The organism is Enterobacter cloacae complex sp. HYC033_NIDB (assembly GCF_056673335.1).
This window is the reverse complement of sequence record NZ_CP115123.1, coordinates 2,314,069-2,339,181: the sequence shown is the minus strand read 5'-3', so window position 1 is coordinate 2,339,181 and position 25,113 is coordinate 2,314,069. Positions and strand designations below refer to the sequence as shown.

The following is a 25,113-nucleotide window of genomic DNA, read 5'->3' as shown; positions in this document are numbered from 1 at the left end:
CTTAAATTAGTGTTCTGTCCCGCTGTTTTTCAACGCCACTCGCTCGGCAACTTTGAGGAAAGGCAGGTAGAAGAATACACCAAATACGATGATTGCCAACTGCACCACCACCGCCCGCCAGTCCCCCGCCGTCGCCAGCCAGGCGCTGAGGATCGGCGGGGTCGTCCACGGGATCATCACCACGCAGCGCGACATGAGCCCCAGCATGGTACAGAGCCACGCAAAGTAAATCCCGATAGCGGGCAGCAGCACAAACGGGATCATCAGCGGCAGGTTAAAGACTATCGGCAGGCCGAAAATCACCGGCTCGTTGATGTTAAACAGACCCGGCGCCAGCGACAGACGCGCCACCTGCTTCGCTGATTTCTGTCTTGAGAAGATGAAGATAGCAATCAGCAATGAGATTGTGCTGCCCGTCCCGCCCACCATGCCAAAGGTCGGCACAAAGATGTTGTTGATGATGTGCGGGATCGGCTGGCCGTTGGCAAAGGCCAGCATATTCTCATTGGTATTGATCAGCAGGAATGGCTCCAGCACCACGCTGTTGACCACCGACTGATGAATACCGAGCGTGAACAGGAAGTTACCGAAGCTGTAAATGAAGATCGTCCCGGGCAGGCTGGTGTTGATCAGCCGCAGCGGCTGCTGAATAAATGTCGTAATGAGATGGATCAGATCCGTGTGCAGCACGTTCGCCAGTATAGCCGCCAGCACCGCAAACAGGGAGAGCGTGAGGATCGTCGGGATCAGCGCGGTAAAGGATTTGCTCACCGCTGGCGGTACGTTCTCCCCCAGCGAAATGTGCAGCGCCTTCAGCCGTGAAATGGCGATAAACAGCTCGGTTGAGAGCAGCCCAATCAGCACCCCGGCGAAAATCCCGGTGGAGCCGATATTGGCGAACGTCAGCACCTGGGTAACGTTTACCGTGGCGTCGCTGCCGATGGGGGTAATCTGTAAGCGCATCGGCATCATGATGATGAAACTGCTGACGGCGATAACCACTGCCGAGACCGGATTGTCGAAATCTTTGTTGCGCGCCAGCGACCAGGCAATCATCGGCGCCAGCAGCAGCGCGGCGATGTTCAGCGTGCCGTTGATGATCGCCTCGCCCCACACCTTAAATTGCGCGAGCGTGTCGCCCTCTAAGATCCAGGGGAACACCACGTTGTTCACCAACACCGCCAGACCGGCGAGAATGAAAATCGGCATTACCGTGGCGAAGGCATCGCGCAGGGAGCGAAGATGCACCTGGTTTGCCAGGCGCGCCGAGAACTCAACAAATTTATCGACAAAAGACTGCATGTGCGGTGTTATTTTTGTTTCAGACATAGCGGAGTGTTCCCATCAATCAGTCACAAAAACGGCCCGGCAGCGTACGGCTTACATCTCGCGTCCGTTGGTATGGATAACCTGTTTTAACCACGCGTAGCTCTTCTTCGGCACGCGCTTCAGGTCTTTCAGGTCGTGGTTTTCCCGGTTGACGTAGACCACGCCGTAGCGCTTACGCATGTCGCCCTGGGAGCTGAGAATGTCAATCAACCCCCAGCCGAGATAGCCCAATACCTCTGCCCCGTCCTCGAACATCGCCTCTTTCATGGCCTCGATATGCGCCCGGTGGTAGTCGATGCGGTAGGTGTCCTCAATCGGATTCACGCCATCCCAGGACTCAATCACCCCAATGCCGTTCTCAATCGGGAATACTGGCATCCGCCAGTCGTTGGCATAGCGGGTGATGATGGTGCGAAAGCCCAGCGGATCGATCTGCCAGTTCCACTCGGTGGCCTTCAGGTACGGATTGTTTTTCTCGCCGTGCAGCAGGTAATAGTTCACCGGCGTGCCTTCCGGGATGGCATCGCTGTCCAGCGTTTTGCTGGCGTAGTAGCTGAAGGCCATAAAGTCGTTCTTCGTGCGCGCAAACAGCGCGAGATCGTCTGCGCGGTAGATATCGCCGAAGCCTTCCTGCTCCACCACCGCCATCACCGCCGGGCTGTAGCCCTGGCCCGCGAAGACGCGCAGCAGGTTCTGGTTGAGGAATTCGTCGTACTGCTGGGCGCAGAAGATGTCACGCGGTTTGCAGGTGGCCGGATAAATCAGCTGGTGCGCCAGCATGCCGCCCATCAGCTTGCCCGGCTTAGTCTGGTGCAGGTACTCGGTCAGCGCCATGTGCGCCACCATGGTGTGATGCTGCACTTCGTACAGCTCGCGCAGGGTTTCCTCCCCCTTCATATAGCCGGAGATGCGGAAGGCTATCGGCATGTGGAAAATATTCTGCTCGTTAAAGGTCAGCCAGTACTTCACCCGGTCACCAAAGCAGTCGATCATCTTTTTGCCGTAGCGGATAAACGCCTCCACCACGCGACGATCGTTAAATCCGTTGTACTCCTGTGCCAGCGCCAGCGGCATATCGAAATGGTAGAGGCAGACCATCGGCTCGATACCGCGGGCGATCAGATCGTCGATAAAGCGGTCGTAAAAGGCGATACCCTCGTCGTTAAAATCGCCGTCACCCTGCGGGCAGACGCGGCTCCAGGAGATCTGGAAACGGTAGCAGTTCATGCCCAGATCCTGCATCAAATCAAAGTCTTCCCGATAACGGTGGTAGGAGTCGGTGGCCACTTTCCAGTCAGAGATATTTTCACCGGCTTCGCGAATGTCGTACACCGACATCCCCTTTCCGCCCTCATTCCAGGCCCCTTCCGTCTGCATGCTCGACACCGAGTTGCCCCATAAGAAGTTGGCTGGCAGTGATTGATTCATGGTTGCCTCCTATATGACTAGTCATTTAAATGATATGACTAGTCATATAGCCGGAGATGAAATTTCGATCAAAGGGGAGGAACGATTTTTGTGAGATGGGTTTGAATAATGACGAAGGATGTCTTGCGAACTGCGCCCTGGCAGCAAGTCCTATTGCTGCCAGACGTAAATGAGTCTGCGCAATTCAGGGGAAAGATGCCGAACCGCCGAACTCCATATAGATTTTTGCCAGATTATTTAACTGGTTAAAGCGATTTTCATACAGTGCCAGTTCGGCCTGACGGCGTTTCTCCTGAGCATCAAGCCAGAAAGAAATTCGCACCGCGCCCTGGCGATAGCGAACTTCGTTTAGCCTCTCTGATTTTTTCGCCAGTTCCAGGCCTTCACGTAGAAGCGTCTCCTGTTCCAGGAGTTGATGACGCAAAGCAAGCGCATCTTCTATGCTACTCATCGCCTTGTAAAGTTCCTGTTTAAACTCCAGAACCCGTTGCTCGTAGTCGTTTCGGGCAATCTTCACGTCCATGCCCCTTTCTCTCCATTCCAGGAACGGCAGGGTCAGGTTTGCTCCAACAGAGCCTACAGGATTTTCCAGGAAGGCCATAAGGCTGCTGCTGCTGGTGCCAAGCGAGCCGGTCAGACTAAACGCTGGATAAAATGCAGTACGCTGGACATCAACGGTGGCCAATGCTTCCCGTACCCGCCACTCTTTAGCGCTGATATCGGGTCGATGCCGCAGCACGTTGACCGGGATCTTTCCACTGACCTGCGGCAGTGGTCCCATTGGTAACGCTTTCGGTTCGACTATCGCGCTGCCCGGCGCGGTTCCAAGCAAAACGGCTTGCTGATTGAGCGCCTGTAAACGTTCGTTCTTCAACGCCGCCAGCCTGTTTTCCTGCGAAAGCACGCCCTGCTGAGCATCCACAACATCCAGAGAGGAGGCACCGCCCGCGGCATAACGCGCGTTAGCCAGGCGCAGCGTCTCTTTTGCATAGTCGATGCTTTGTTGCAGGACAGACAGCTGCTGGTTAATAAAGCCTAAGCGCCAGTAATTATTACTGGCATTTGAAAGCAGCGTCAGGCGTGCAGAACGCAGATCCTCTTCCGAGGCAAAACGTGCCCACGCCTTCGCATCGCGCTGCCGCGCTATTTTGCCCCACAGATCCAGCTCATAGCTGGTATTAATACTGGCAACGCTGCCCCTGCTCCAGTTGGCTGAGCTGTTCAGCTGTTTTTTACCGTCAAGCGCGAGCGAACCTTTTAGTCCCGGATCGTTTGTGATGCCAATCCACTCTTCTTCCAGGCGGGCGCGATAAACACGCAATACTGCTCCAGCGACATCGTTATTGCGCACCATCACCTGCCGCAGCCAGCCGTCGAGGTCTGGATCGTTAAAGGCCTGCCAGTCGAACGGCATCCTCTCCTCCGCAGCATCCGCCTGATACCAGTTGGCAGGATATTTCACCTCAGGAGGCTGATAGTCGCTTTTCAGAGAGTCGGCGCAGCCAGCACTAAGCAGGACAGCAAGGCATACCGTTAAAGGGGATAATATTTTCATGGGTTACTCGCTGGCCAGTGAAACGACCGGATCCATCCTTGCTGCCTTGCGGGCAGGGAGATAACCAAAGATCATGCCGATTAAAGTTGAGCAGAAGAATGCGGCAGCAGCGGCCTGCCACGAATAAATGGCGGTGAAAATGCCCCCTGCCAGCGCGGTGAACAGCGCTCCGGCGGCATACGACAGTGCAATACCTAACACTCCGCCTATTAGACATACCAGCACAGCCTCAATCATAAACTGCTGCATGATATCGCCCTGACGCGCACCGACCGCCATTCGTACGCCAATCTCATGGGTCCGTTCCGTGACCGACACCAGCATGATATTCATCACCCCAATGCTGCCGATCATCAGCGAGATGCAGGCCACCATCAGAATCAGGATGCTAAAGGTCATTGAGGTCCGTTCGATTGATTGTCGAATCTGCTCGAAATTATAAAGCTGGAAGTCTTTCACGCCGTGGCGTTGAGTGAGAAGCTGAGAAATAGCGCTGACCGCTGCCTCGTTGGCAACATCATCCTTAAGCCTTACGCTGATGCTGGTCAACACCGGTTTTCCTGTCATTCGATACATCACCGTGCTGTAAGGCATCCAGACGTTAATGCGATTAGGCGCATAGCTTCGGCTGTTCCCTTTGGCGATGCCGACAACCCGTGCAGGCACGGAACCCAGAAAAACGATTTGCCCAAGTGCCTTGAGTCCCGCATCGTCAAATAACGCCTTGCGGGCGTTTTCATCAATGATGACTTCCTGCGAGGCATTTCGATCGTCCTGGAAAGTTGATCCCTGCAACAGTTCAATACCGTTTACGCGAAAATGATCGCGCCCAACGCCATTGATCGTGGCGGTAGCGGATTTACCCAGAAAGCGAATGTTGTCGGAAGCGTTAACTTCGGGGCTGACGCTGTCAACAAACCCCTGCTTTGCTAATGCTTCGGCGTCTGCCGGGACCAGTGTACGAATGGCTTCAGTGCTGTCGTCAAAGAAATCCCTTCCCGGGTAGATGCTCACCACGTTGGTTCCAAGCTCCTTGATATTATCAAGGGTTCGCTGTTTCGCGCCTTCACCCAGTGCCACCACCGTAACAACCGCGGCGATACCAAAAATAATGCCCGTCATGGTTAACGTCGTGCGCAGGCGATGCGCATTCATCGCTTTTAACGCCATGTGCAGGGATTCACGGGTACGGTCAACAATACTTTGCCACCAGCTTTGCTGAACGCTGTCAGGTCGTTTAAGGGCAACCCCGGAGGTAACACGACTGCCGGTATCAGAAATAATTTCACCGTCACGCAGCTCAATAATACGGTTAGCATGCTGCGCTACCTTCATATCATGTGTCACCATAACCACGGTATGGCCACGCTGATTCAGTTCACTGAGTATTGACAGTACCTCCTGACCGGACTGCGTATCCAGCGCGCCGGTGGGTTCATCCGCCAGAATGATTTCACCGCCGTTAATCAGCGAGCGGGCAATACTCACACGCTGCTGCTGGCCGCCTGAAAGCTCTCCCGGTTTATGATGTTCACGACCTTCCAGCCCGAGTCTTCCAAGCAATGTCGCCGCGCGCAGACGGCGTTTTTCGCGCTCACTATTGGCATAAATCGCCGGAATTTCAACGTTACTTAACGCGCTCAGGTCGGGCATTAAATGATAACGCTGGAAGATAAAACCGATGTGCTCACGGCGGATCCTTGCCAGATCGTCAGGTGAAAGCTGGGCGGCATTTTGACCGCTGATATAGTAATCGCCACAATCAGGGACATCGAGACAGCCCATAATATTCATCAGGGTTGACTTACCGGAACCGGAGGCGCCGATGATCGCGACCATCTCCCCAGCAGCGATAGTCAAATCAATCCCTTTAAGCACGGTGAGATCCTGTCCACCGTTCCTGTAGGTGCGGCTGATGCCCTTGAGTTCTATGATATTACTCAAGATACAAACCCTTCCCCGGGCGCTTTTTCACCCGGCTGCGATAACACAACATGTTCCCCGACTTTTACACCGTCCAGGATCTGGATATCCACACTGTTAGTAATGCCGGTTTTGACCTCACGGGTTTCCAGCCGGTTATCACTGGTCAATATCTGCACCTGCTGTTTGTTGCCACTCACCTTGTGCACAGCCTGAATCGGCACCAGTAACGTATTTTTAGCTTCTCCAGCCAGCAAGGTCACCTGTGCTGTCATGGCAATTCGCAGCCGATTTTCTGGATTGGGGACATCCAGCAGCGCGTTGTAGTACACCGAAGCATTTGACGTGCCTGACCCTGAGGCTGAGCTACTGCTGGCAAGGTTATCATCTTTCATAACCGACTCAGGTGCCAGTTCAACGGTACGTAACGTGGCGTCATAATGCTTATCCGGCTCAGAGAAAATGGTGAATCTGGCTTTCTGTCCCGGTGAAATTCGCGTGATATCCGCCTCAGAGATCTGGGCTTTAATTGTCATCACGTCCAGACGTGCGAGTTTGATAATGGTCGGCGCACTTTGGCTGGAGTTAACCGTTTGGCCCTGTTGGGTGACAACGGCAATAACAATGCCGTCCATGGGAGCAACAACTTTTGTATAACCCAAATCGACCTTTTTCTTGTCGACATCAATTTGCGCCTGGACGAGTTTGGCGTTCAGTGCCGATAGCTCAGCGCGGGTACTGGCCAGCGTGGTTTCAGCCGTTTCGAAATCTTCTCTCGAGCTGGCATCCTCATTTAACATCTGGCGCTGGCGCTTAAAACGCAATGAGGCTTGCTTCAACTGCGCCTGCTTAGCCTGAAGGTCCGCTTTTACCACGTTGAGAGCAGCTTCTGCGTTGCGTAAATCATTCCGCTGCGGCACGTCATCAATTTCAGCGATGAGCTGTCCTTTAGTGACACGATCGCCTAACTTCACCTTCAGCGACTTAACCTGGCCAGAAACCTGTGCCCCAACGTTGACCCGCTCAATCGCATCAATTCGACCGGTAGCAAGTACGGCGTTTTCAATATCGCCGATGCGTACTGGAGCGGTAACATACTCAGGAACCTCGGGGCTTCTCAGGAAGAAGAACAAGGCGATGCTAAAAATAATTAGCAGAGCCGCAGCACAGGTCATTACGCGTCGGGGAGGGAATTTTGTTAACATTACGCAGGTTTTCCATAACGATAAACAGCAGTGAATCAGGCATCATAGTAACATCGCCAGTATTTACGGGAGGTAAACCTGCGCTATTTGGTGAAGTAGCGTCATCGTAGACCCCCGCCATCAATTACACAGAATCACCAGGTCCGCCTGTAAACCGCCGCAAGCGTGGGATTTTGTGCCTAAATCCACAGAGTCCCCTTTTGCTGAGCCCCACCTGCGATTTTTCCCATAATCGATTCATTGTGCATTAAGTGCTTAATTATAGTTGCAACTCACATATGATAATAGTAATTATTATCATTAGCATTTGCACTGATGGTTTATCTGGCAAGGTATACAGAGGTATCAGGAAACAAGCCTCTCCAGGTTTGTTGAACGGTCTCACACTCAACAAATGCATCTGAACACCGCGGCGTGGCAGCACGACGCCTGGGCTGTTCAAAAGGACAACGGCGCGTAAGCGTTAATGGAAGCCGGGACAAGGAATTCCCGATTCACCAGCCTACGTCACGGAATAGTCAGCGACAGGACCGTTCGTAAGGCTGATGAAACTCAAAAAGGACGCAGCGTCTGTCAAAGCAGGCTTTACGAAAATTAACGTCCTGCTGCTGGCATATGACTGCGTCGACTTCCTGATTTAGTTCGTCAAGCGGAGAGGGATTTTCTCATGCGTATTTTGTTTGTAGGCCCGCCTCTCTATGGGCTGCTGTATCCTGTGCTGTCTCTGGCACAGGCGTTTCGCGTTAACGGCCATGAAGTGCTGATCGCCAGCGGAGGAAAATTCGCCCAAAAAGCGGCAGAAGCAGGGCTGGTGGTATTTGACGCCGCACCCGGTTTTGATTCTGAAGCTGACTATCGCCGCCGCGAGGCACAGCGAAAAGAAAGCAACATCGGCACAAAAATGGGCAACTTCTCATTCTTCAGCGAAGAGATGGCCGACCACCTGGTGGAGTTTGCCGGACACTGGCGGCCCGATCTCATCATCTACCCGCCGCTCGGGGTCATCGGGCCTCTGATTGCCGCCAAATACGATATACCGGTCGTAATGCAAACCGTCGGCTTCGGCCATACGCCCTGGCATATCAAAGGCGTAACGCGTTCGCTCGCGGACGCCTATCATCGCCACGGCGTTGGGGCCGCACCGCGCGATATGGCCTGGATCGACGTAACACCACCGAGCATGAGCATTCTTGAAAACGACGGAGAACCCATTATTCCCATGCAGTACGTCCCGTACAACGGCGGCGCGGTGTGGGAACCGTGGTGGGAGAGGACGCCCGACCGTAAACGTCTGCTGGTGAGTCTCGGTACCGTCAAACCGATGGTCGACGGCCTTGACCTGATCGCCTGGGTGATGGATTCCGCCAGTGAAGTCGATGCCGAGATCATCCTGCATCTTTCGGCCAATGCGCGGTCGGATCTGCGCTCACTGCCCTCAAATGTTCGCCTGGTCGACTGGATACCCATGGGAGCCTTCCTGAACGGCGCAGATGGCTTCATTCATCATGGTGGCGCGGGCAATACCCTGACGGCACTGCACGCCGGTATTCCACAGATCGTCTTCGGCCAGGGTGCCGATCGCCCGGTAAATGCCCGCGCTGTTGTCGAACGCGGCTGCGGGATCATCCCCGGCGACGACGGCCTGTCGAGCAGCATGATCAATGCTTTCCTCGACAATCGCGCGCTTCGCGACGCCTCTGAAGAGGTAGCGGCGGAAATGGCAGCGCAACCCTGTCCGAGCGAGGTGGCGAAAAGCCTGATCGCGAGGGTACAGAAAGGGTAGCCACTACGCCGTCATGACGATCATACGCCAGCACGCATCCAGGAGATACGCCCGTAACAATGCGGGACCGGATCGGGCTGGCGCTTTTTTTTGCACAGCGATCCGACTTGGATCCTATTGTTTACAGACGGAGGAGGCTTAATGCCTGCGACTCACTCTCCCACTCCTGCGCGGTCCTGGATAGTTCGCCTGGCACGCGTGTGCTGGGAACGTAAGAAACTTAGCATCATCGTAGTGGTAGCGTCGGTCTCGACCATTCTGCTGGCCGCGCTGACGCCGTTGCTGACAAGGCAAGCGGTGAACGACGCGCTGGCGGGCAATCCGACTCGTCTGCCGTGGCTGGCCTGCGGGCTATTGCTGATTGCCTTTTTTGATTTCATCGGTAACTACGTGCGCCGCGGTTATGCCGGGGAGCTCTCGCTCTGGGTGCAGCACACCCTGCGAGGACGGGCATTCGACAGTATTCAAAAACTTGACGGCGCAGGCCAGGACGCACTGCGCACCGGGCAGGTGATTTCACTGACCAACAGCGATCTGCAGCAGGTACATACCCTGCTACAGATGTGCCCGGTGCCGCTGGCGGTGTTCACTTATTACATTGCCGGCATTGCCGTGATGCTGTGGATGTCACCCGCCATGACGCTCATCGTCGTGTGCGTACTGGCATGCCTGGCTATCACTGCGCTGCGCGCGCGTCGCCGGGTCTTTGCGCAAACCGGGCTGGCCTCGGACCGACTGGCAAATCTCACCGAACATATGCGCGAGGTGCTGGCGCAGATCTCAGTGGTAAAATCCTGCGTGGCGGAGCTGCGTGAAACGCGCTGGCTGGATCGCCAGTCGCGGCAGATGGTGCGGGTACGCATCGGCGCGGCCATCTCGCAGGCGATGCCAGGTGCCACCATGCTGGCGCTACCGGTGCTCGGGCAAATCGTCCTGCTGTGCTACGGCGGCTGGTCGGTTATGCACGGGCGCATCGATCTCGGCACCTTCGTGGCGTTTGCCAGCTTCCTCGCGATGCTGACCGGGCCAACCCGTGTACTGGCATCGTTTCTGGTTATCGCCCAGCGCACCCAGGCGTCCGTGGAGCGCGTGTTTGCTCTGATCGACACCCGTTCGCAGATGGAAGACGGGACGGAGGCGATTAACGGTCAGGTTATCGGGCTGCAACTGGAGAATATGAGCTTCGAGTACCGTGGCGGCAGACGCATCCTCAGCGATGTCTCCTTTTCCCTGCACGCCGGTGAAACGGTGGCGGTAGTGGGCGCATCGGGTTCCGGGAAATCCACGCTGCTGATGCTGCTGGCGCGTTTTTACGATCCCAGCGCCGGAGAGATATGGCTCAACACCAGCGCAGGCCGACAGAACCTCCGCGATCTCAGGCTGGAGGCGCTTCGTCGTCGGGTAGGCGTTGTGTTTGAGGATGCTTTTCTGTTTGCCGGTACGGTGGCGGAAAATATCGCCTACGGGCACCCTCAGGCAACGGCGGACGACATTCGCCTCGCGGCGAGGGCAGCAGGAGCCAGCGATTTTATCAACGCCCTGCCGAAAGGCTTCGATACCCAATTAACCGAACGCGGTACGAATCTTTCCGGCGGACAGAGGCAGCGAATCGCGCTGGCACGGGCGCTCATTACCGCGCCGGAAGTGTTGATCCTCGATGACACCACCTCGGCGGTCGATGCCGGTACTGAAGCGGAGATCAACACCGCGCTGAGTCGCTATGCTGACGAAAAGCATATGCTGCTGGTGATTGCCCGACGCCGTTCGACGCTTCAGTTAGCCAGCCGGATTGTGGTGCTGGATAAGGGCCGGGTGGTGGACACCGGAACCCAGGCAGAACTTGAAGCGCGCTGTCCGGCGTTCCGCGCGCTGATGACCGGCGACGGCGATTTCCTCGCGCCTTCCCACAGTAGGCCTAACGGATTGTGGCCGACCGTACCAGCGGCACAAGACGATGCGGCGCAGACGGGGGATAAAGGCTTTGTCGCCCGTATGACGCGCGTGCCGGAAAATGCAGTACAGCAGGCGCTGGCCGGTAAAGGCCGCAAAGTCACGTCGCTGCTGAAGCCCGTGGCGTGGATGTTCGTCATCGCCGCCCTGCTGATCGCCCTCGATTCGGCGGCAGGCGTCGGGGTACTTATACTGCTGCAGCGCGGCATTGACTCCGGCGTTGCCACAGGCGATATGTCGACTATCGGCCTCTGTGCCCTATTCGCCCTGTGCCTGGTGGCCGTGAGCTGGTGTTGTTATTCACTACAGACTGTCTTCGCCGCCAGAGCGGCAGAGTCAGTCCAGCATACGGTGCGCTTGCGCAGCTTCGGCCATATGCTGCGTCTTGGTCTCCCCTGGCATGAAAAGCATGTCGATTCACGTCTGACCCGCATGACCGTAGATGTGGACTCTCTCGCCCGCTTTCTGCAAAACGGCCTTGCCGGTGCAGCCACCAGCCTGGTGACAATGTTCGCCATCGCCGCCGCCATGTTCTGGCTCGACCCGCTCCTGGCGCTGACGGCATTAAGCGCGGTGCCAGTGGTCGCACTGGCAACCTGGATTTATCGCCGCCTCAGCTCCCCTGCTTATGCGCAGGCGCGGCTGGAAATAGGCAAAGTCAACAGCACCCTGCAGGAGAAAGTCTCCGGCTTGCGCGTTGTGCAATCGCATGGCCAGCAGGAACAGGAAGCCGCCCGGCTGCGCGCGTTATCGGATCGGTTCCGTGCGACCCGCGTACGTGCGCAAAAATACCTTGCCGTCTATTTCCCGTTCCTGACCTTCTGCACCGAGGCCTCCTATGCCGCCGTTCTTCTGGTGGGTGCATCGCGAGTCGCCGAAGGCGAAATGACCGCCGGGGTGCTGGCGGCTTTCTTCCTGCTGCTGGGGCAATTCTATGGGCCAGTGCAGCAGTTATCAGGAATTGTCGACGCCTGGCAGCAGGCGACGGCCAGCGGCAAACATATCAATGAACTGCTGGCGACCGAAGGCACAGAGAACATCGAGCCCTCTTCCGCACCGCCCGCCACCGGCGCGCTGCATCTTAATGAGCTCACGTTCAGTTATCCCGACAGTCCTCAACCCGCGCTGAACAAACTTACCCTGACAATCCCTGAGGGAAGGGTCGTCGCGGTCGTTGGTCGCAGCGGTGCGGGTAAGTCAACGCTGATTAAGCTGATCGCCGGATTGTATTCCCCCACCCACGGCAGGATCAGCATTGGCGATCGGATAATTGATGATGCCTCGCTTGCCGATTACCGTCGCCAGATTGGGCTGGTCGATCAGGATGTGGCGTTGTTTAGTGGTGATATCGCGGAAAACATTCGTTATTCACGGCCATCCAGTACCAATGACGACATTGAGATTGCCTCTCAACAGGCAGGGCTGTATGAGACGGTGCGCAATCTGCCGCAGGGATTCCGCACACCGGTGAATAACGGCGGTGCCGATCTGTCCGCAGGTCAGCGCCAGCTGATTGCGCTGGCCCGCGCACAACTGGCGAATGCTCACATCCTGCTGCTCGATGAAGCCACGTCACGCCTGGATCGCACATCCGAAGAGCGATTGATGTCATCGTTAACAGACGTCGCGCACACCGGGAAGCACCTGGCGCTGATTGTGGCGCACCGTCTGACCACCGCGCAGCGCTGCGATCTGATTGCCGTTATCGATAAGGGGCAGCTTGCGGAATACGGCACCCACGAACAGCTGTTAGCGGCCGGCGGCCTCTACACCCGCTTGTGGCATGACAGCGTCGGCAGCTCTGTTCCCCATCGCCAGCACGACATCACGGGGGAAATCGTGGAAGAGTAATTGCGCACGTAAGACATTACAAAACACGCGCTAAAGCGGCTGTTCCCGGAATAGCCGCTTTAGCTATTTATACTGACACCCTTCATATTCAAAGAGAGTGAATGCTGAACATGCAACAACATCCCTCTGCTATCGCCAGGCTGCGCAGCCAGCTGGCAGCAGGCCACATTGCTAACCTTTCTGACTTCTGGCGAGACGCTGAGTCGCTAAATGTACCGCTGGTGACGCCAGTCGACGGAGCGAAAGACGAGCGTGATGTGACATTTCTATGGCGCGCCAGGCACCCTCTACAGGGCGTTTATCTGCGTCTGAATCGGGTGACGGATAAAGAGCACGTGGCGAAAGGGATGATGACCGCCCTTCCCGCGACGGATATCTGGACTCTGACACTGCGTTTACCTGCAAGCTACTGCGGCTCCTATTCGCTGGTGGAAATCCCCCCCGGCACCCCGGCCGAGACGATTGCACAGTCCGGAGGCCGCTTTGCTACCCTCGTCGGGCACGCCGATCCGCTAAACAAAACGCCGGGGATCAACGTTCGGGGAAGCACACAGGAGTCGGTGCTGGCGCTTGATAAAGCCCCCGCCCAGTCCGAATGGCGCGGCGGGTCACCCAGCGGGCAATTGCTTACCTCGGCGCGCACTCTCGCCGGGGAATCGCGCCGGGTTCGGCTCTATCTGCCGGACGTTGATGTTTCGCAGCCCCTCGGCCTGGTGGTACTGCCCGATGGTGAAACCTGGTTCGATCACCTTGGCGTATGCGCGGCAATTGACGCCGCCATAAACAACGGACGCATCGTGCCTGTGGCTGTACTTGGCATCGACAATATCGATGAACACGAGCGAACTGCGATACTCGGCGGGCGCAGCGAGCTGATAAAGGATATCGCCGACCAGTTGTTGCCGACGATCCGCGCCGAACACCCGCAGCGGCGGTGGGCAGACCGTTCGCGCACCGTGCTGGCCGGACAGAGCCTCGGCGGGGTCAGCGCGCTCATGGCCGCTCGTTACGCACCGGAAACGTTCGGGCTGGCGCTCAGCCACTCCCCTTCGATGTGGTGGACGCCAGAGGGTGCCAGCCGGCCAAACGTGTTCAGCGAAACCGATACGTCATGGGTGAGCGAACATCTGCTTTCTGCCCCGCCGCAGGGCGTGCGCATCCGCCTGTGCGTGGGATCGCTGGAAGGTTCGACGGTACCCCACGTTCAGCGGCTGCATCAGCAGTTGCTTACCGCTGGCGTCGACAGCCATTGCGCAATGTATACCGGGGGTCACGATTACGCATGGTGGCGCGGCGCACTGATTGACGGGCTTGGTTTACTCCAGGGTTGACTTGACCCGCGAACACTTTCAGGCAACTGTACAGGCTTCCTGAATAAAGAAAATGTCACCTGCGGAAAAGGAATAAACATCAGATGTATGCCCGCGAGTATCGCCCAACACGCTCACGCAAGGCGCTTGTCACTCTTCTTTCTGGTCTCACCCTTATCTGGAATGCGCACGCTTTCGCAAAGCCGGATATGCAGCCACTGGGGCCGAATATCGCCGATAAAGGCTCTGCGTTTTACCATTTCAGCGTCAACTCGTTCGACTCCGCCGATGGCAGCCGCCATTATCGGGTATGGACGGCCGTGCCAAATAAAGCCGCACCGGCGTCGGGCTACCCGATTTTATATATGCTCGACGGCAACGCAGTTATGGACCGCCTGAACGACGACCTGCTCAAACAGCTGGCAGAAAAATCACCGCCGGTGATTGTGGCTGTCGGGTATCAGACCAACCTCCCCTTCGATCTCAACGGCAGGGCCTACGACTATACGCCAGCAGCAGAAAGCGGCAAAACGGATACCCGCAACGGGCGTTTTAGCCGTAAGAGTGGGGGTAGCAACGACTTCCGCCAGTTACTGGAAACGCGTATAGCGCCAAAGGTGGAACAGGGATTGAATATCGATCGGCAGCGTCGCGGCCTGTGGGGGCACTCCTACGGCGGCCTGTTCGTGCTGGATGCATGGCTGTCTTCCCCTTATTTCCGGACGTATTACAGCGCCAGCCCGTCGTTGGGCAGAGGCCATGATGCGCTACTGAGCCGCATCACGGCGGTTGAGCCGTCGCAATACTGCGCCAGGCGCCTGATGATAATGGAAGGTTCGGCGACACCGGGCGATAACCGGGAAACGCATGCTGCCGGAGTGCTGACGAAAATTCATGCCACCCTCGCCACGCTGGAAGATAAAGGCGTCAATGCCGCCTTTTGGGATTTCCCAAACCTGGGACACGGGCCGATGTTCAACGCCTCCTTCCGCGGAGCGCTGTTAGATATCAGTGGTGAAAACGCAGGTAACACAGCAGGCTGTCATTCATTAAGCCGCTAAACACTGCCCGCCTTGACGCGGGCAGTACACCTGTAACACTACGATCAAAATGACGCGGTAACACCGGCATAATAAGCCCGGCCAGGCTCGTTATAGGTATTCGCCCCTTCGGAAGATCGGTAAATCTGTTTATCTAAGATATTGCTGACACCAACGTTAAGACGCAGATTTTTATTAATATCGTAATTGAAGTTCGTCCCCACCAGCGAATAAGCGCCCAGCTCTTTACCTGACAGACCGCCAGTATCTTCACTACGAGTTTCCGAATGAGTACGCGGTTTTTGTCTGCCGTATAACGTCCAGTTGACGCTGGCAGAGAACGCCTGGGTGATGGTCCAGTCAAGCGAGTTATTAATGGTGTATTTCGGGATGATCGACAGCGGATTACCGGTGTCTTTTTGCTCCGAGGTGATCATCCAGGTGGCATTGGTATTCCAGTTCAGACGATCTTTCACCAGCGGGAACGCCATGCTGGCTTCGATACCGTCCACCAGCGCTTTCCCGCCGTTCTGCCACTGGAGAATATATGCGCCGGAAGCGGTTTGCCCGATAACATTATCGCCGGCCACGATCTTATTCTGGTAGTCATTGCGGAAGTAGGTCACGCTGGCATGGTAATCTTCCCAGGCGAACTCCAGCCCAATTTCTTTATTGATGCTAATTTCCGGATCGAGATCTTTATTACCGATCAGGTAGCAGCCGCCCGATGTAATATCTTTTGGACAACCGTTGCCTTTCGAGTAGAGCAGATAACCTTCGCTGGATTGATACAGGTTTGGTGCTTTAAAGGTTCGGGCAATCCCCGCTTTGACTTTGAAGTAATCGCCCAATTCCTGCGAGAGGTTCAGGCTGGGGCTGAAGTTACCGCCGGACTCGTTGAGATAATCAAAGCGCAGGCCGGGAATGATATTCGTGCCGGGAACCGGCTCAATATTATCTTCAATATACAGCGCACTGATTTGGGAATGGTTTTTACTGCTGCGATCCGCAGCCGAGCCAGAAATGCCGCCGATATCACTGTCATCCACGGTCAGGCTGGTAGAGGAAGGATCGTCGAGCTCATCGCGGCTCCACTCCGCACCCACGGTCAGCGTTTGATCGACCAGCGCATTCAGCGGAATATTAAGCTCGCCGCTGGTTCGCCAGGAGCTCAGGCGATTGGTCGTGAACTTTTCATCCGCCGAAATACGCCCTTCACCGCCACCGGATAATCCTTCATTCATGCGGGTGTTATTGGTTTTCTCGTAATAGACACCAAAACGGCTTTGACCCCAGTCCCAGATACCATTATGTGTAATGCCATAATTCTGCCGGTACAGGCGGTTCGTCTCTTCGCCGGATTTCGCCAGGCTTTCAGTGACGGCACTGGAAGAACTGTTTTGCGTATCGCCTGCATAGATATTCCCCTGGCGGCTATATCCGGCTTCGAAATCGATAATTTGCTGCGGATTTAATTTCCACGAGACAACGCCGTTAATATCTTTGTTGCGCACCCCTTCATGCCCGGCCGCGTTTTTCGTACCGGCCGAGGAGTTAATATCCCAGCTGTCGGCATCGGTTTTATTCAGGTTTCCGTACAGGCGCATGGTCAGCGCATCGCCAGCCAGCGGCCCGCTAAGGCTGAAGTTGGCGCGACGCGTAGCGCCTTCGTCGCTGCTTTCCGGCTGGTTGGTGTATAACGACAGCGAACCGTGCCAGTCGTTGGTAGGGCGTTTGGTAATGATGTTCACCACCCCGCCCGCTGCGCCCGAACCGTAGCGTGCCGCCGCAGGGCCGCGGATCACTTCAATACGCTCAACCTGTTCCGGTGGCACCCAGTTGGTGTCGCCGCGGGTATCACGCTCTCCACGCCAGCTATAACGCACGGCGTTGCGCGACGTCACCGGCACACCATCAATTAAAATTAAGGTGTTCTCCGGCCCCATGCCGCGAATGTCGATCTGGCGGTTATTACCACGTGTACCCGAGGCGCTGTTGCCGGTCAGATTGACACCGGGCATTTTGCGAATAATATCGGAGAGATCGTTGACCGGAGGGTTCTTTTTAATATCTTCGCTGGTAATAATCGACACGCCCGGCTGCTGTTTGAGTACCTGCTCAGCGGTGGCTTCCACCACCAGGGTCTCGTCGTTATCATCGGAGGATTTTGCCAGTGATACCTGACTGTTCAACCCTGCCAGGAGCGCAGTGAGCGGCCAGAAGATCTTGATAATTCTCATACCCATTCCCTAATACATGCCTAACGCAAAAGTGATCGATCGTTAAGCTCACATCCTTGCCAGATATTTTAAACTGCCATTATTTTTATAATAAGAATGATAATTAATATCATTTGAGGAGGATTAAGGCAATCCTTAATACACGGATGCGCGCATTAATGAAACGCACGCATTGGCCCGGAGTGATTCTTCCCGGGTACCGCCCTGTGCGTTCGTAAAGCTGGCATACTGAAACTGCGGAAGAAGAGAACAGCCCATTGGTATTTCGTGTAGTGACATAACGTTAATATGTCACTACAAGGGAACGCAGCCCCGGTAAGCGCAAGCGCCACCGGGGAAAGAAAGGTTATTGTTGCGCTAACTGATTGCGACGGTACTCGCCCTGGCGCTCCAGCATCCAGCCAGGATACTCGCGCGGCAGCGCGCTGACCGCATCCAGCTGTTTCAGCTCATCATCGCTCAGCTGAATGCTGGTTGCGGCAATGTTGTCATCCAACTGATCGACCCGTTTCGCACCAATAATGACGCTGGTCACCACTTTCTGGTGCAGCAGCCACGCCAGCGCGATTTGCGCCACGGAAACGCCTTTACTTTCGGCGATGGTACGCATCACGTCCACGCAGTCGAAGGCGCGATCTTTATTCACTGGCGGGAAGTCGAACGCCAGGCGACGACTACCGGCCGCGCTCTGCCCGTCGCGATCGTATTTTCCGCTCAGCAGACCACCCGCCAGCGGGCTCCATACCATCAACCCGACGCCTTCGCTCTGCATCATCGGCACCAGTTCGCGCTCAAGGTCGCGCCCGGCGATGGTGTAGTACGCCTGCAATGAGGCAAAACGCGCCAGCCCCAGACGCTCAGAGATGCCGAGCGCTTTGGCAATCTGCCATGCCGCCCAGTTCGAGACGCCGATATAGCGTACGTGACCGTGCTGCACAAGATTATCCAGCGCGTAAAGCGTCTCCTCGATGGGGGTCGCGGGGTCGAAACCGTGTAGCTGATAGAGATCGATATGATCCAGCTGCAAGCGACGCAGGCTCTCCTTCACGCCGCTGATGATGTGATAGCGCGAGCTACCGCGCGAGTTCACCCCCGCTGTGCCGGTTTCACCGAACACCTTGGTGGCAACGACCACGTTTTCGCGCGGAATTTTCAGGTTCTTCAGCGCCTGCCCGGTGATCTCCTCTGAACGCCCTTCCGAGTAGACATCTGCCGTGTCGATAAAATTGATCCCGGCGTCCAGCGCGCGGCCCACCAGCTGCTCGGCGTCGCTTTGCTGAAGCTGACCAATTTTGCCCCACATGCCGCCTTCACCGCCGAAGGTCATGGTGCCGAGGCAGAGTTCAGAAACAAACAGTCCGGTATTGCCCAGTTTTTGATAACGCATAACGCTTTCCTCGCATGTCGATTGGGTGTCTGTTAGTTATACCCGCCCCCCAGCCATCGCGAATGTGGCGTTCCTGTCCGTTTCTTGCCCAATCCTCTGAATCTATCCGCGTGGGGCGTCGCCAAAGACGCTGTAGCCTGGCAGCCGCACCTGCTGATACGGCTCCCAGCCGCCGCCGAGGGCTTTGTAGAGCGCCACCAGATCAAGCGCGCTCTGCACCTGCGCCTGCGCCCGCTGCTGTTCGGCCTGAGCGAGCTGACGCTGGGCGTCCAGCACGTCAATAAAGCTGGCGATCCCCTGCCGGTAGCTGTCGCTGGCGAGATCAAAGGCGTTTTGCAGCGCGTCGATGGTTTTCGCCAGGCCCGCTTCACGCTGCTGGTCGGTGCGATAGCTCACCAGCGCGTTTTCAACGTCGCCGAGCGCCGTCAGTACCGTCTGGCGATAGTCCAGCACTGCCGCCCCCTGCTGCGCGCGCGCCACCTTGACGCTGGAGACCAGCCGACCGCCCTGGAAAATCGGTATGGAAACCTGCGGGCCAAAGCTGTAGAAGTGGCTGCTCCAGTCGGTCAGCCAGTTAGATTCACTGTTGCGCAGGCCAAACTGTCCGGAGAGGGTAAAGCTCGGGAACAGTTCTGCCACCGAGACGCCAATCTGCGCCGTGGCGGCATGGAGATTCGCCTCGGCTTCGCGCACGTCCGGGCGACGGCGGGCCAGCGTCGACGGAATACCGGTCTGCACAATATCCGGCAGCGCGGGCATCGGCTGCACGGATTGCAGTTCGGCATCCAGCGCGCCCGGCGGTTTGCCGAGCAGGATCGCCAGCCCGTTCATCGCCTGGCGTTCCTGCGCCTGATACTGCGGCAGCTGCGCTTCAAGATTGCCCAGCTGCGCCCGGGCGTTCTCCACGTCCATCTGCGGCGACAGCCCGCCCCGCTGGCGGCTTTCGGTCAGATCCAGCGTCTGCTGTGCGCTTTCAATTTGCGTATTAAGCGTGGCAATGATGCTCTGCGCCCCACGCAGCTGTAGCCACGCCCGCGCCACTTCGGCTTCCAGCGAGACCAGCGCATCGTTACGCTGCTCGATCGCCGCCCGCTGCTGCGCCTCAGCCGCTTCTACCTGACGGCGCACCTTGCCCCACAGGTCGATTTCCCACTGGGCGTCGAAGCTGCCCTGATAGAGGTTTATCGGCTGCGTCAGCGGGCCTAACGCGCCCCGCAGTTCAGGATCGACATTATTCAACTGGTCATACACGCCGTGGGATTTCAGCTCCCCTTCCAGCCCAAGCTGCTGGCGCGTCGCCTGCACATTGCCATTCACCGACGGGAAAAACGCCCCGCCGGCCTGGTTAATCTGTTCGCGCGCGCCGGCAATGCGTAATACCGTTTGCTGTAGCGTCAGATTCCCGGCGATGGCGCGTTCAATCAGGCTGTCGAGCTGCGGCGAGCCGAAGGTTTTCCACCAGCGCGGGTTAGTGGCCGCGGAGGAAGTTTGCGATTTCACCGCGCTGTCGCCCTTATCGTTCCAGTGCGTGGTGGCGGGCGGTGCAGGCTGTTGGTAGTCCGGCCCGACGGCGCAGCCCACCAGCAGCATCATTATCATCAGGGGGTGTAAACGTCTGTGTATCATCAGTGTGCTCCTGCACTCCCCTCGCTCTTAACCGGCGAGAGCAACAAACAAAACGGAATCAGTAATAGGGCCACCGCGCTCAGAATGGTGAAGACGTCAATGTAGGCCAGAAAGCGCGACTGCTCGATCATCGTCTGGTACATCCGCCCGGTGGCAATGCCGGTCGGATCGCCCACCTGAGTGGTGAAGTTCTGGATCGCCTGGGCGCTTTCGCGAATCGCCAGCTGGAACTGCTCGTTAAACGGCGAAGCGTGGTAAGCCAGATGCGCGCTGTGCGCCTGCGAGCGCTCGGTGATCGCCGCCGTCGAGAGAGAAATCCCAATCGAGCCGGCCACGTTGCGGAACATGGTAAACAGCGCCGCCGCGTCGGCGTTAAGCCGCCTCGGGATCGAGATAAAGGCGATGGTGGTCAGCGGCACAAACAGGAACCCCAGTCCAATCGACTGCGCGCTGCGGAACAGCACCAGCGTTTCGAAGTCGATATCCGGCGTCAGCGTGCGGGACCAGAAGAACGACACCGCCAGGCAGGTAAAGCCGAAGGCGATGATCCAGCGCGTCTGCACCACCGGCATCAGCTTCAGCACCAGCGGGATGGTCAGCACAATCAGCACCGCGCCGGGCGAGAGCACCAGCCCGGACCAGGTGGCGGTATAGCCCAAATCCTGCTGCGCCAGCTGCGGAATAACCACCGAACTGCCGTACAGGATCATCGCCATCCCCGCCATCAGCAGGCTGGAGATCGCAAAGTTGCGGTCCTTCATACAGTGCAGATCCACCACCGGCTTTCTGGCATACATCAGCCAGTAGATCGCGCCGATAATGCCGACCAGCGTCAGTACTGCGAAGGTGCGGATAAAGTTCGAATAGAACCAGTCATCATCTTCGCCCCGGTCGAGCATCACCTGCAAACAGCCAAGACCGAGGGCGATCAGGCCGATCCCCGTCCAGTCGACGGTGAGCTTCTCTTCCGACTTTTTCTCCCACGGCGGATCTTCCAGCAGCTGATAGATGGCCAGCACCGTCACAATCCCTACCGGGATATTGATAAAGAACACCCAGCGCCAGGAGTAGTTATCGGTGATCCAGCCCCCCAGCGTGGGACCGAGTACCGGCGCGACGATAATGGCAATGGATGAAAGGCCAAAGGCTTTGCCCCTGTCCTCCGGCTTGAAGTAGTCGAGTAGCACCGACTGCTGGGTAGGCTGCAATCCGCCGCCAAAGAACCCCTGCATCACGCGGAACAGGATGATTTGCCATAGCTCGGTGGCGATGCCGCACAGGAACGAGCAGATGGTGAACATCACAATGCAGATCAGGAAGAACTGCTTGCGACCAAACAGACGGCTCAGAAAAGCCGAAATTGGCAGCACGATGCCGTTCGCCACCAGGTAGCTGGTGAGCACCCAGGTGGATTCGTCATAGCTGGCCGAGAGCGACCCCGCGACGTGGGGCAACGCCACGTTGACGATGGTGGTGTCCAGAATTTCCATAAACACCGCCAGGGTGACCACAATCGCCACCGCCCACGGGTTACTGGCGGGCTTCCAGTTATCGTGGCTGTGATCCGTCATTCCACGGTGACCTTCGGTTCAACCGACAGCCCCAGCGGCAGCGGCTTGTTCGGATCCAGCCCTTTATCAATGACGATTTTCACCGGCACGCGCTGAACGATCTTCACAAAGTTACCGGTGGCGTTTTCCGACGGGAAGGCGGAGAAGCGCGAGCCGCTGCCCTGCTGGATGCTGTCGATATGGCCTTCCAGCTCCATATCCGGCCAGGCATCGACGGACACGGTCACTTTGTCGCCCGGCTTCATGCGCTCAAGCTGCGACTCCTTGAAGTTCGCCACCACCCACACGTTCGGGGAAACCAGCGAGAACAGCGCCGTACCTGCCTGCACCAGCGTACCGGGCTGGACGTTGCGTTTGGTGACAAAACCGTCGAACGGGGCGCGGACTTCGGTATAAGAGAGGTTCAGGTTGGCGGTTTCCAGCTGCGCTCTGGCCTGATCGACCTGCCGTTCGCGGGCTTCGACGTTGGTCTCCTGCTGGCGGATTTGCAGCTGAACCTGCTCCGCCACTTCCAGCTGCGCCTGCGCGCTGGCCAGACCCGCCTGGGCACTCCTCAGTTGAGCGTTCGCGGCATCGATACTTTGTTGCGTGGTCGCGCGCGGGTCAACGCCGCGCTGACGGCGGTACTCCGCCTGCGCGTTGGCCATATCCGCCTGGGCTTTCAGTACCTGGGCTTTGGCTTCATCGCGCTGAGCGGGATATTGCACCTTCGAGAGCGCCAGCTGCGCCTGCGCCTGATGCAACTGCGCAACCGCCAGCCCAAGCTGAGCCTGGGCCTGATCGCGCTGGGCGGTGGTATCACGCGGATCGATCACCACCAGCACATCCCCTTTCTTCACGCGCTGGTTATCCCGCACGCGAAGTTCGGTGACGTAGCCTGCCGTTTTTGGGGCAATGGTTACAACGTCGCCGTCGGTGAAGGCGTCGTCGGTGGTCTCTTCGTTACGGGTTAAAAACCACCAGACCAGCGCCACAATCACCATCACGATGACCACGATGCCAAGGATAATTAACGGTTTTTTCCCCGGGCGCTTGCGCTCGTTATTGTTTTGATCCTGCTCGTCAGCAGGTGGGTTTTGATCTTCTGCCATAGTTCAGCAACGGTCCTGTCAGTGAGCGGCATCACACTATGCCGTTCACTAAAGCTAGGACGTTGCTATACATTTGCCAGGAAAAACTGACAAATTGCGCACTATATGAGAAGGAATAGTCCGAAACCGACCGCCGCTGACCAGAGCAGCATCGGGATTGACCATAAATGGAAGCGCCACCAGATGCGGCGATCGTTGGCCATCCGCAGGGCGATGAGGTTAGCCAGCGAGCCGGGCAGCAGCCCAAAGCCGCCGACGTTGACCGCCCACGCCAGCAGTACCGTTGGGGGAACATAGTTAAGCAGCAAAATGGTGGACGGCACGTTACTGATCACCTGCGAGAGACCAATCGCCGTCAGCCATAATCCCGGCTGCGACAGACCGCTGACGCTATGGAGAACGTTCTGCAATACCGGAAGCTGGATCAGGAGATGGACGTCAATAAACATCGCCATAAACACCAGCAGCAGCGTCCAGTCAACGCTCACCAGCACCCGCCGGGCGAGGAACAGGAAGCCGCACGCCACCAGCAGCGCGCCCGCCAGCGCCTGGTTTAACTCCAGAGCGATAAGGAAAACGATATACAGCCCCAGGCAGCTCCAGACGAGACGCGGCTGCCACTGGGGGCCGGTTGTACCGCTGTGGTACTGCAACGATTTATTCGGGAAAGCAAACCAGCCCACCGCCAGCAGCGACGCCACGATCGCCAGCGCCAGCGGCGCCATCTGCCCGGTAAACGCGGTAAACGACAGGCCGGAGCGTCCCCACAGCAGAATGTTCTGCGGGTTACCGATAGGCGTGAGCAGCGAGCCCGCATTGACGGCCAGCGCTTCAAAGATAATCAGACGGGTAACCGGTATTTCGCACAGCTTACGCAGCGTGAGCGTAAGCGGCACCACGATAAAAAGCGCCACGTCATTAGTGAGAAACGTCGACAACAGCGCCGCCGAAAAGACCATAAACAGGGCCAGCTTGCGCTCGGTGGCGAAGCGGCGCACCATTTTGCGCCCCAGCACGTCAAAATAGCCGCTCAGCTCCACGCCTTTGGTGAGCATCATCAAACCGCTCAGAGTAATAATGGTGCGCCAGTCTATGGCCGCCGGCCAGGTGTGCGGCGTGAAGGGCACAAAGACGCTGAGCCCAACGCCAGTGATCAGTAAAAGATGGAAAAAGCGATCGCGTTTCAGGGCCTGCAAGCCGGGGATGTTCATTCAGCGGAGGGACCGTATTTGAGCGTAAACTCGCGGAACTTCAACAGCGTCTCCTCGCTGACGTGGTGTTCCATACCTTCGGCATCCCGACGGGCAATTTCCGGGCTGACGCCCAGCACCAGTAAAAAATTCTCGACGATCTGGTGTCGCTCGCGGCTCTCCTGCGCCAGCTTCTCGCCCTCAGCGGTGAGAAACACCCCGCGCCAGGGGATCATTTCGATCAGCCCGACCGACGCCAGACGTTTTAACATTTTGGCAACGGTTGGCTGCGACACCCCAAGGCGTGCGGCCATATCCACCTGGCGCGCTTCTCCAACCTCACGGATCAGATCAGAGATCAGTTCGACATAATCATCAATCAGCTCCCGGCGGTGCGCCTCACGCACCTGGCGGAAGCCTTCCACATGCTCTTCAACGTTCACCAGTTGCGTCGTTTTTTTTGTTGTTGGCTTACCTGCGCGACGGTTCATTGTGCTTCCTCAATGGGGTTGACGCTTCCAGCGCCCTGTAACGGAGCGCACATTGTAAACCATAGCTCTACAAGCACAAAAAATTAACGAATTAGCCATAGCTATACAATATAGCCTGTGCTATATCTGTATGTAATGCAGTC

Annotated in this window: 16 protein-coding genes; 4 read left to right on the top strand and 12 right to left on the bottom strand. The window is 57.1% G+C overall.

The window, feature by feature from the left end; translation table 11 throughout:
• Positions 1-6: 6 nt before the first annotated feature.
• From O1721_RS11165 to etsA, 5 genes are all read right to left on the bottom strand, one after another.
• On the bottom strand, positions 7-1,329 hold the full coding sequence (locus O1721_RS11165) for a PTS sugar transporter subunit IIC (protein WP_032647807.1): 1,323 nt from the start codon (positions 1,327-1,329) through the stop codon (positions 7-9).
• 51 nt (positions 1,330-1,380) lie between these two features.
• Positions 1,381-2,757, bottom strand: coding sequence for a glycoside hydrolase family 1 protein (locus O1721_RS11160; RefSeq protein WP_017693755.1), 1,377 nt, complete (start codon positions 2,755-2,757; stop codon positions 1,381-1,383).
• Between the two features lie 184 nt (positions 2,758-2,941).
• On the bottom strand, positions 2,942-4,312 hold the full coding sequence (etsC, locus tag O1721_RS11155; RefSeq protein ID WP_032647805.1) for a macrolide efflux RND transporter outer membrane subunit EtsC: 1,371 nt from the start codon (positions 4,310-4,312) through the stop codon (positions 2,942-2,944).
• A 3-nt stretch (positions 4,313-4,315) separates the two neighbouring features.
• Positions 4,316-6,256: a MacB family efflux pump subunit gene (locus O1721_RS11150; RefSeq protein WP_032647803.1), complete on the bottom strand. Its 1,941-nt coding sequence runs from the start codon at positions 6,254-6,256 to the stop codon at positions 4,316-4,318.
• Positions 6,253-7,440 carry a macrolide efflux RND transporter periplasmic adaptor subunit EtsA gene (gene etsA, locus O1721_RS11145; protein WP_032647801.1) on the bottom strand — a complete coding sequence of 396 codons (1,188 nt, stop codon included), beginning with the start codon at positions 7,438-7,440 and terminating at the stop codon, positions 6,253-6,255. Before etsA ends, O1721_RS11150 begins: the two co-directional genes overlap by 4 nt.
• Before the next feature lie 667 nt (positions 7,441-8,107).
• Here etsA and iroB point away from each other — a divergent pair.
• The 4 genes from iroB (at position 8,108) to O1721_RS11125 (ending at position 15,395) form a co-directional block, all read left to right on the top strand.
• Positions 8,108-9,223 (top strand): salmochelin biosynthesis C-glycosyltransferase IroB, encoded by a 1,116-nt coding sequence (gene iroB / locus O1721_RS11140; RefSeq protein WP_017384908.1) that lies wholly within the window; start codon positions 8,108-8,110, stop codon positions 9,221-9,223.
• 141 nt (positions 9,224-9,364) lie between these two features.
• Positions 9,365-13,024 carry a salmochelin/enterobactin export ABC transporter IroC gene (gene iroC, locus O1721_RS11135; protein ID WP_045324690.1) on the top strand — a complete coding sequence of 1,220 codons (3,660 nt, stop codon included), beginning with the start codon at positions 9,365-9,367 and terminating at the stop codon, positions 13,022-13,024.
• 101 nt (positions 13,025-13,125) lie between these two features.
• On the top strand, positions 13,126-14,355 hold the full coding sequence (locus tag O1721_RS11130) for an alpha/beta hydrolase-fold protein (protein ID WP_017384910.1): 1,230 nt from the start codon (positions 13,126-13,128) through the stop codon (positions 14,353-14,355).
• Positions 14,356-14,438: 83 nt separating this feature from the next.
• Positions 14,439-15,395: an alpha/beta hydrolase gene (locus O1721_RS11125; RefSeq protein WP_032647796.1), complete on the top strand. Its 957-nt coding sequence runs from the start codon at positions 14,439-14,441 to the stop codon at positions 15,393-15,395.
• A gap of 44 nt (positions 15,396-15,439) precedes the next feature.
• Here O1721_RS11125 and iroN read toward each other — a convergent pair whose 3' ends face one another.
• From iroN to mntR, 7 genes are all read right to left on the bottom strand, one after another.
• Positions 15,440-17,614: a siderophore salmochelin receptor IroN gene (gene iroN, locus O1721_RS11120; protein ID WP_023303341.1), complete on the bottom strand. Its 2,175-nt coding sequence runs from the start codon at positions 17,612-17,614 to the stop codon at positions 15,440-15,442.
• Positions 17,615-17,960: 346 nt separating this feature from the next.
• The gene (locus O1721_RS11115) at positions 17,961-19,001 is read right to left on the bottom strand and encodes an aldo/keto reductase (RefSeq protein WP_032647793.1); all 1,041 of its coding nucleotides are present in this window, start codon (positions 18,999-19,001) and stop codon (positions 17,961-17,963) included.
• A gap of 102 nt (positions 19,002-19,103) precedes the next feature.
• Positions 19,104-20,627: an efflux transporter outer membrane subunit gene (locus tag O1721_RS11110; protein WP_032647791.1), complete on the bottom strand. Its 1,524-nt coding sequence runs from the start codon at positions 20,625-20,627 to the stop codon at positions 19,104-19,106.
• Positions 20,627-22,198, bottom strand: coding sequence for a DHA2 family efflux MFS transporter permease subunit (locus tag O1721_RS11105; protein ID WP_015571056.1), 1,572 nt, complete (start codon positions 22,196-22,198; stop codon positions 20,627-20,629). The genes O1721_RS11110 and O1721_RS11105 overlap by 1 nt, the downstream gene beginning before the upstream one ends.
• Positions 22,195-23,289 carry an HlyD family secretion protein gene (locus tag O1721_RS11100; protein WP_015571057.1) on the bottom strand — a complete coding sequence of 365 codons (1,095 nt, stop codon included), beginning with the start codon at positions 23,287-23,289 and terminating at the stop codon, positions 22,195-22,197. Before O1721_RS11100 ends, O1721_RS11105 begins: the two co-directional genes overlap by 4 nt.
• Before the next feature lie 101 nt (positions 23,290-23,390).
• Entirely contained in the window at positions 23,391-24,500 is a 1,110-nt protein-coding gene (locus O1721_RS11095; RefSeq protein WP_017384914.1) for an anion transporter, read from the bottom strand.
• Positions 24,497-24,970 (bottom strand): manganese-binding transcriptional regulator MntR, encoded by a 474-nt coding sequence (gene mntR / locus O1721_RS11090; RefSeq protein WP_015571059.1) that lies wholly within the window; start codon positions 24,968-24,970, stop codon positions 24,497-24,499. The genes O1721_RS11095 and mntR overlap by 4 nt, the downstream gene beginning before the upstream one ends.
• Positions 24,971-25,113 lie beyond the last annotated feature (143 nt).

Bases quoted from the DNA above. Each gene is read 5' to 3' on its own strand.
- O1721_RS11165 (WP_032647807.1), bottom strand. From the start codon at position 1,329: ATGTCTGAAACAAAAATAACACCGCACATGCAGTCTTTTGTCGATAAA.
- O1721_RS11160 (WP_017693755.1), bottom strand. From the start codon at position 2,757: ATGAATCAATCACTGCCAGCCAACTTCTTATGGGGCAACTCGGTGTCG.
- etsC (WP_032647805.1), bottom strand. From the start codon at position 4,312: ATGAAAATATTATCCCCTTTAACGGTATGCCTTGCTGTCCTGCTTAGT.
- etsA (WP_032647801.1), bottom strand. From the start codon at position 7,440: ATGTTAACAAAATTCCCTCCCCGACGCGTAATGACCTGTGCTGCGGCT.
- iroB (WP_017384908.1), top strand. From the start codon at position 8,108: ATGCGTATTTTGTTTGTAGGCCCGCCTCTCTATGGGCTGCTGTATCCT.
- iroC (WP_045324690.1), top strand. From the start codon at position 9,365: ATGCCTGCGACTCACTCTCCCACTCCTGCGCGGTCCTGGATAGTTCGC.
- O1721_RS11130 (WP_017384910.1), top strand. From the start codon at position 13,126: ATGCTGAACATGCAACAACATCCCTCTGCTATCGCCAGGCTGCGCAGC.
- O1721_RS11125 (WP_032647796.1), top strand. From the start codon at position 14,439: ATGTATGCCCGCGAGTATCGCCCAACACGCTCACGCAAGGCGCTTGTC.
- iroN (WP_023303341.1), bottom strand. From the start codon at position 17,614: ATGAGAATTATCAAGATCTTCTGGCCGCTCACTGCGCTCCTGGCAGGG.
- O1721_RS11115 (WP_032647793.1), bottom strand. From the start codon at position 19,001: ATGCGTTATCAAAAACTGGGCAATACCGGACTGTTTGTTTCTGAACTC.
- O1721_RS11110 (WP_032647791.1), bottom strand. From the start codon at position 20,627: ATGATACACAGACGTTTACACCCCCTGATGATAATGATGCTGCTGGTG.
- O1721_RS11105 (WP_015571056.1), bottom strand. From the start codon at position 22,198: ATGACGGATCACAGCCACGATAACTGGAAGCCCGCCAGTAACCCGTGG.
- O1721_RS11100 (WP_015571057.1), bottom strand. From the start codon at position 23,289: ATGGCAGAAGATCAAAACCCACCTGCTGACGAGCAGGATCAAAACAAT.
- O1721_RS11095 (WP_017384914.1), bottom strand. From the start codon at position 24,500: ATGAACATCCCCGGCTTGCAGGCCCTGAAACGCGATCGCTTTTTCCAT.
- mntR (WP_015571059.1), bottom strand. From the start codon at position 24,970: ATGAACCGTCGCGCAGGTAAGCCAACAACAAAAAAAACGACGCAACTG.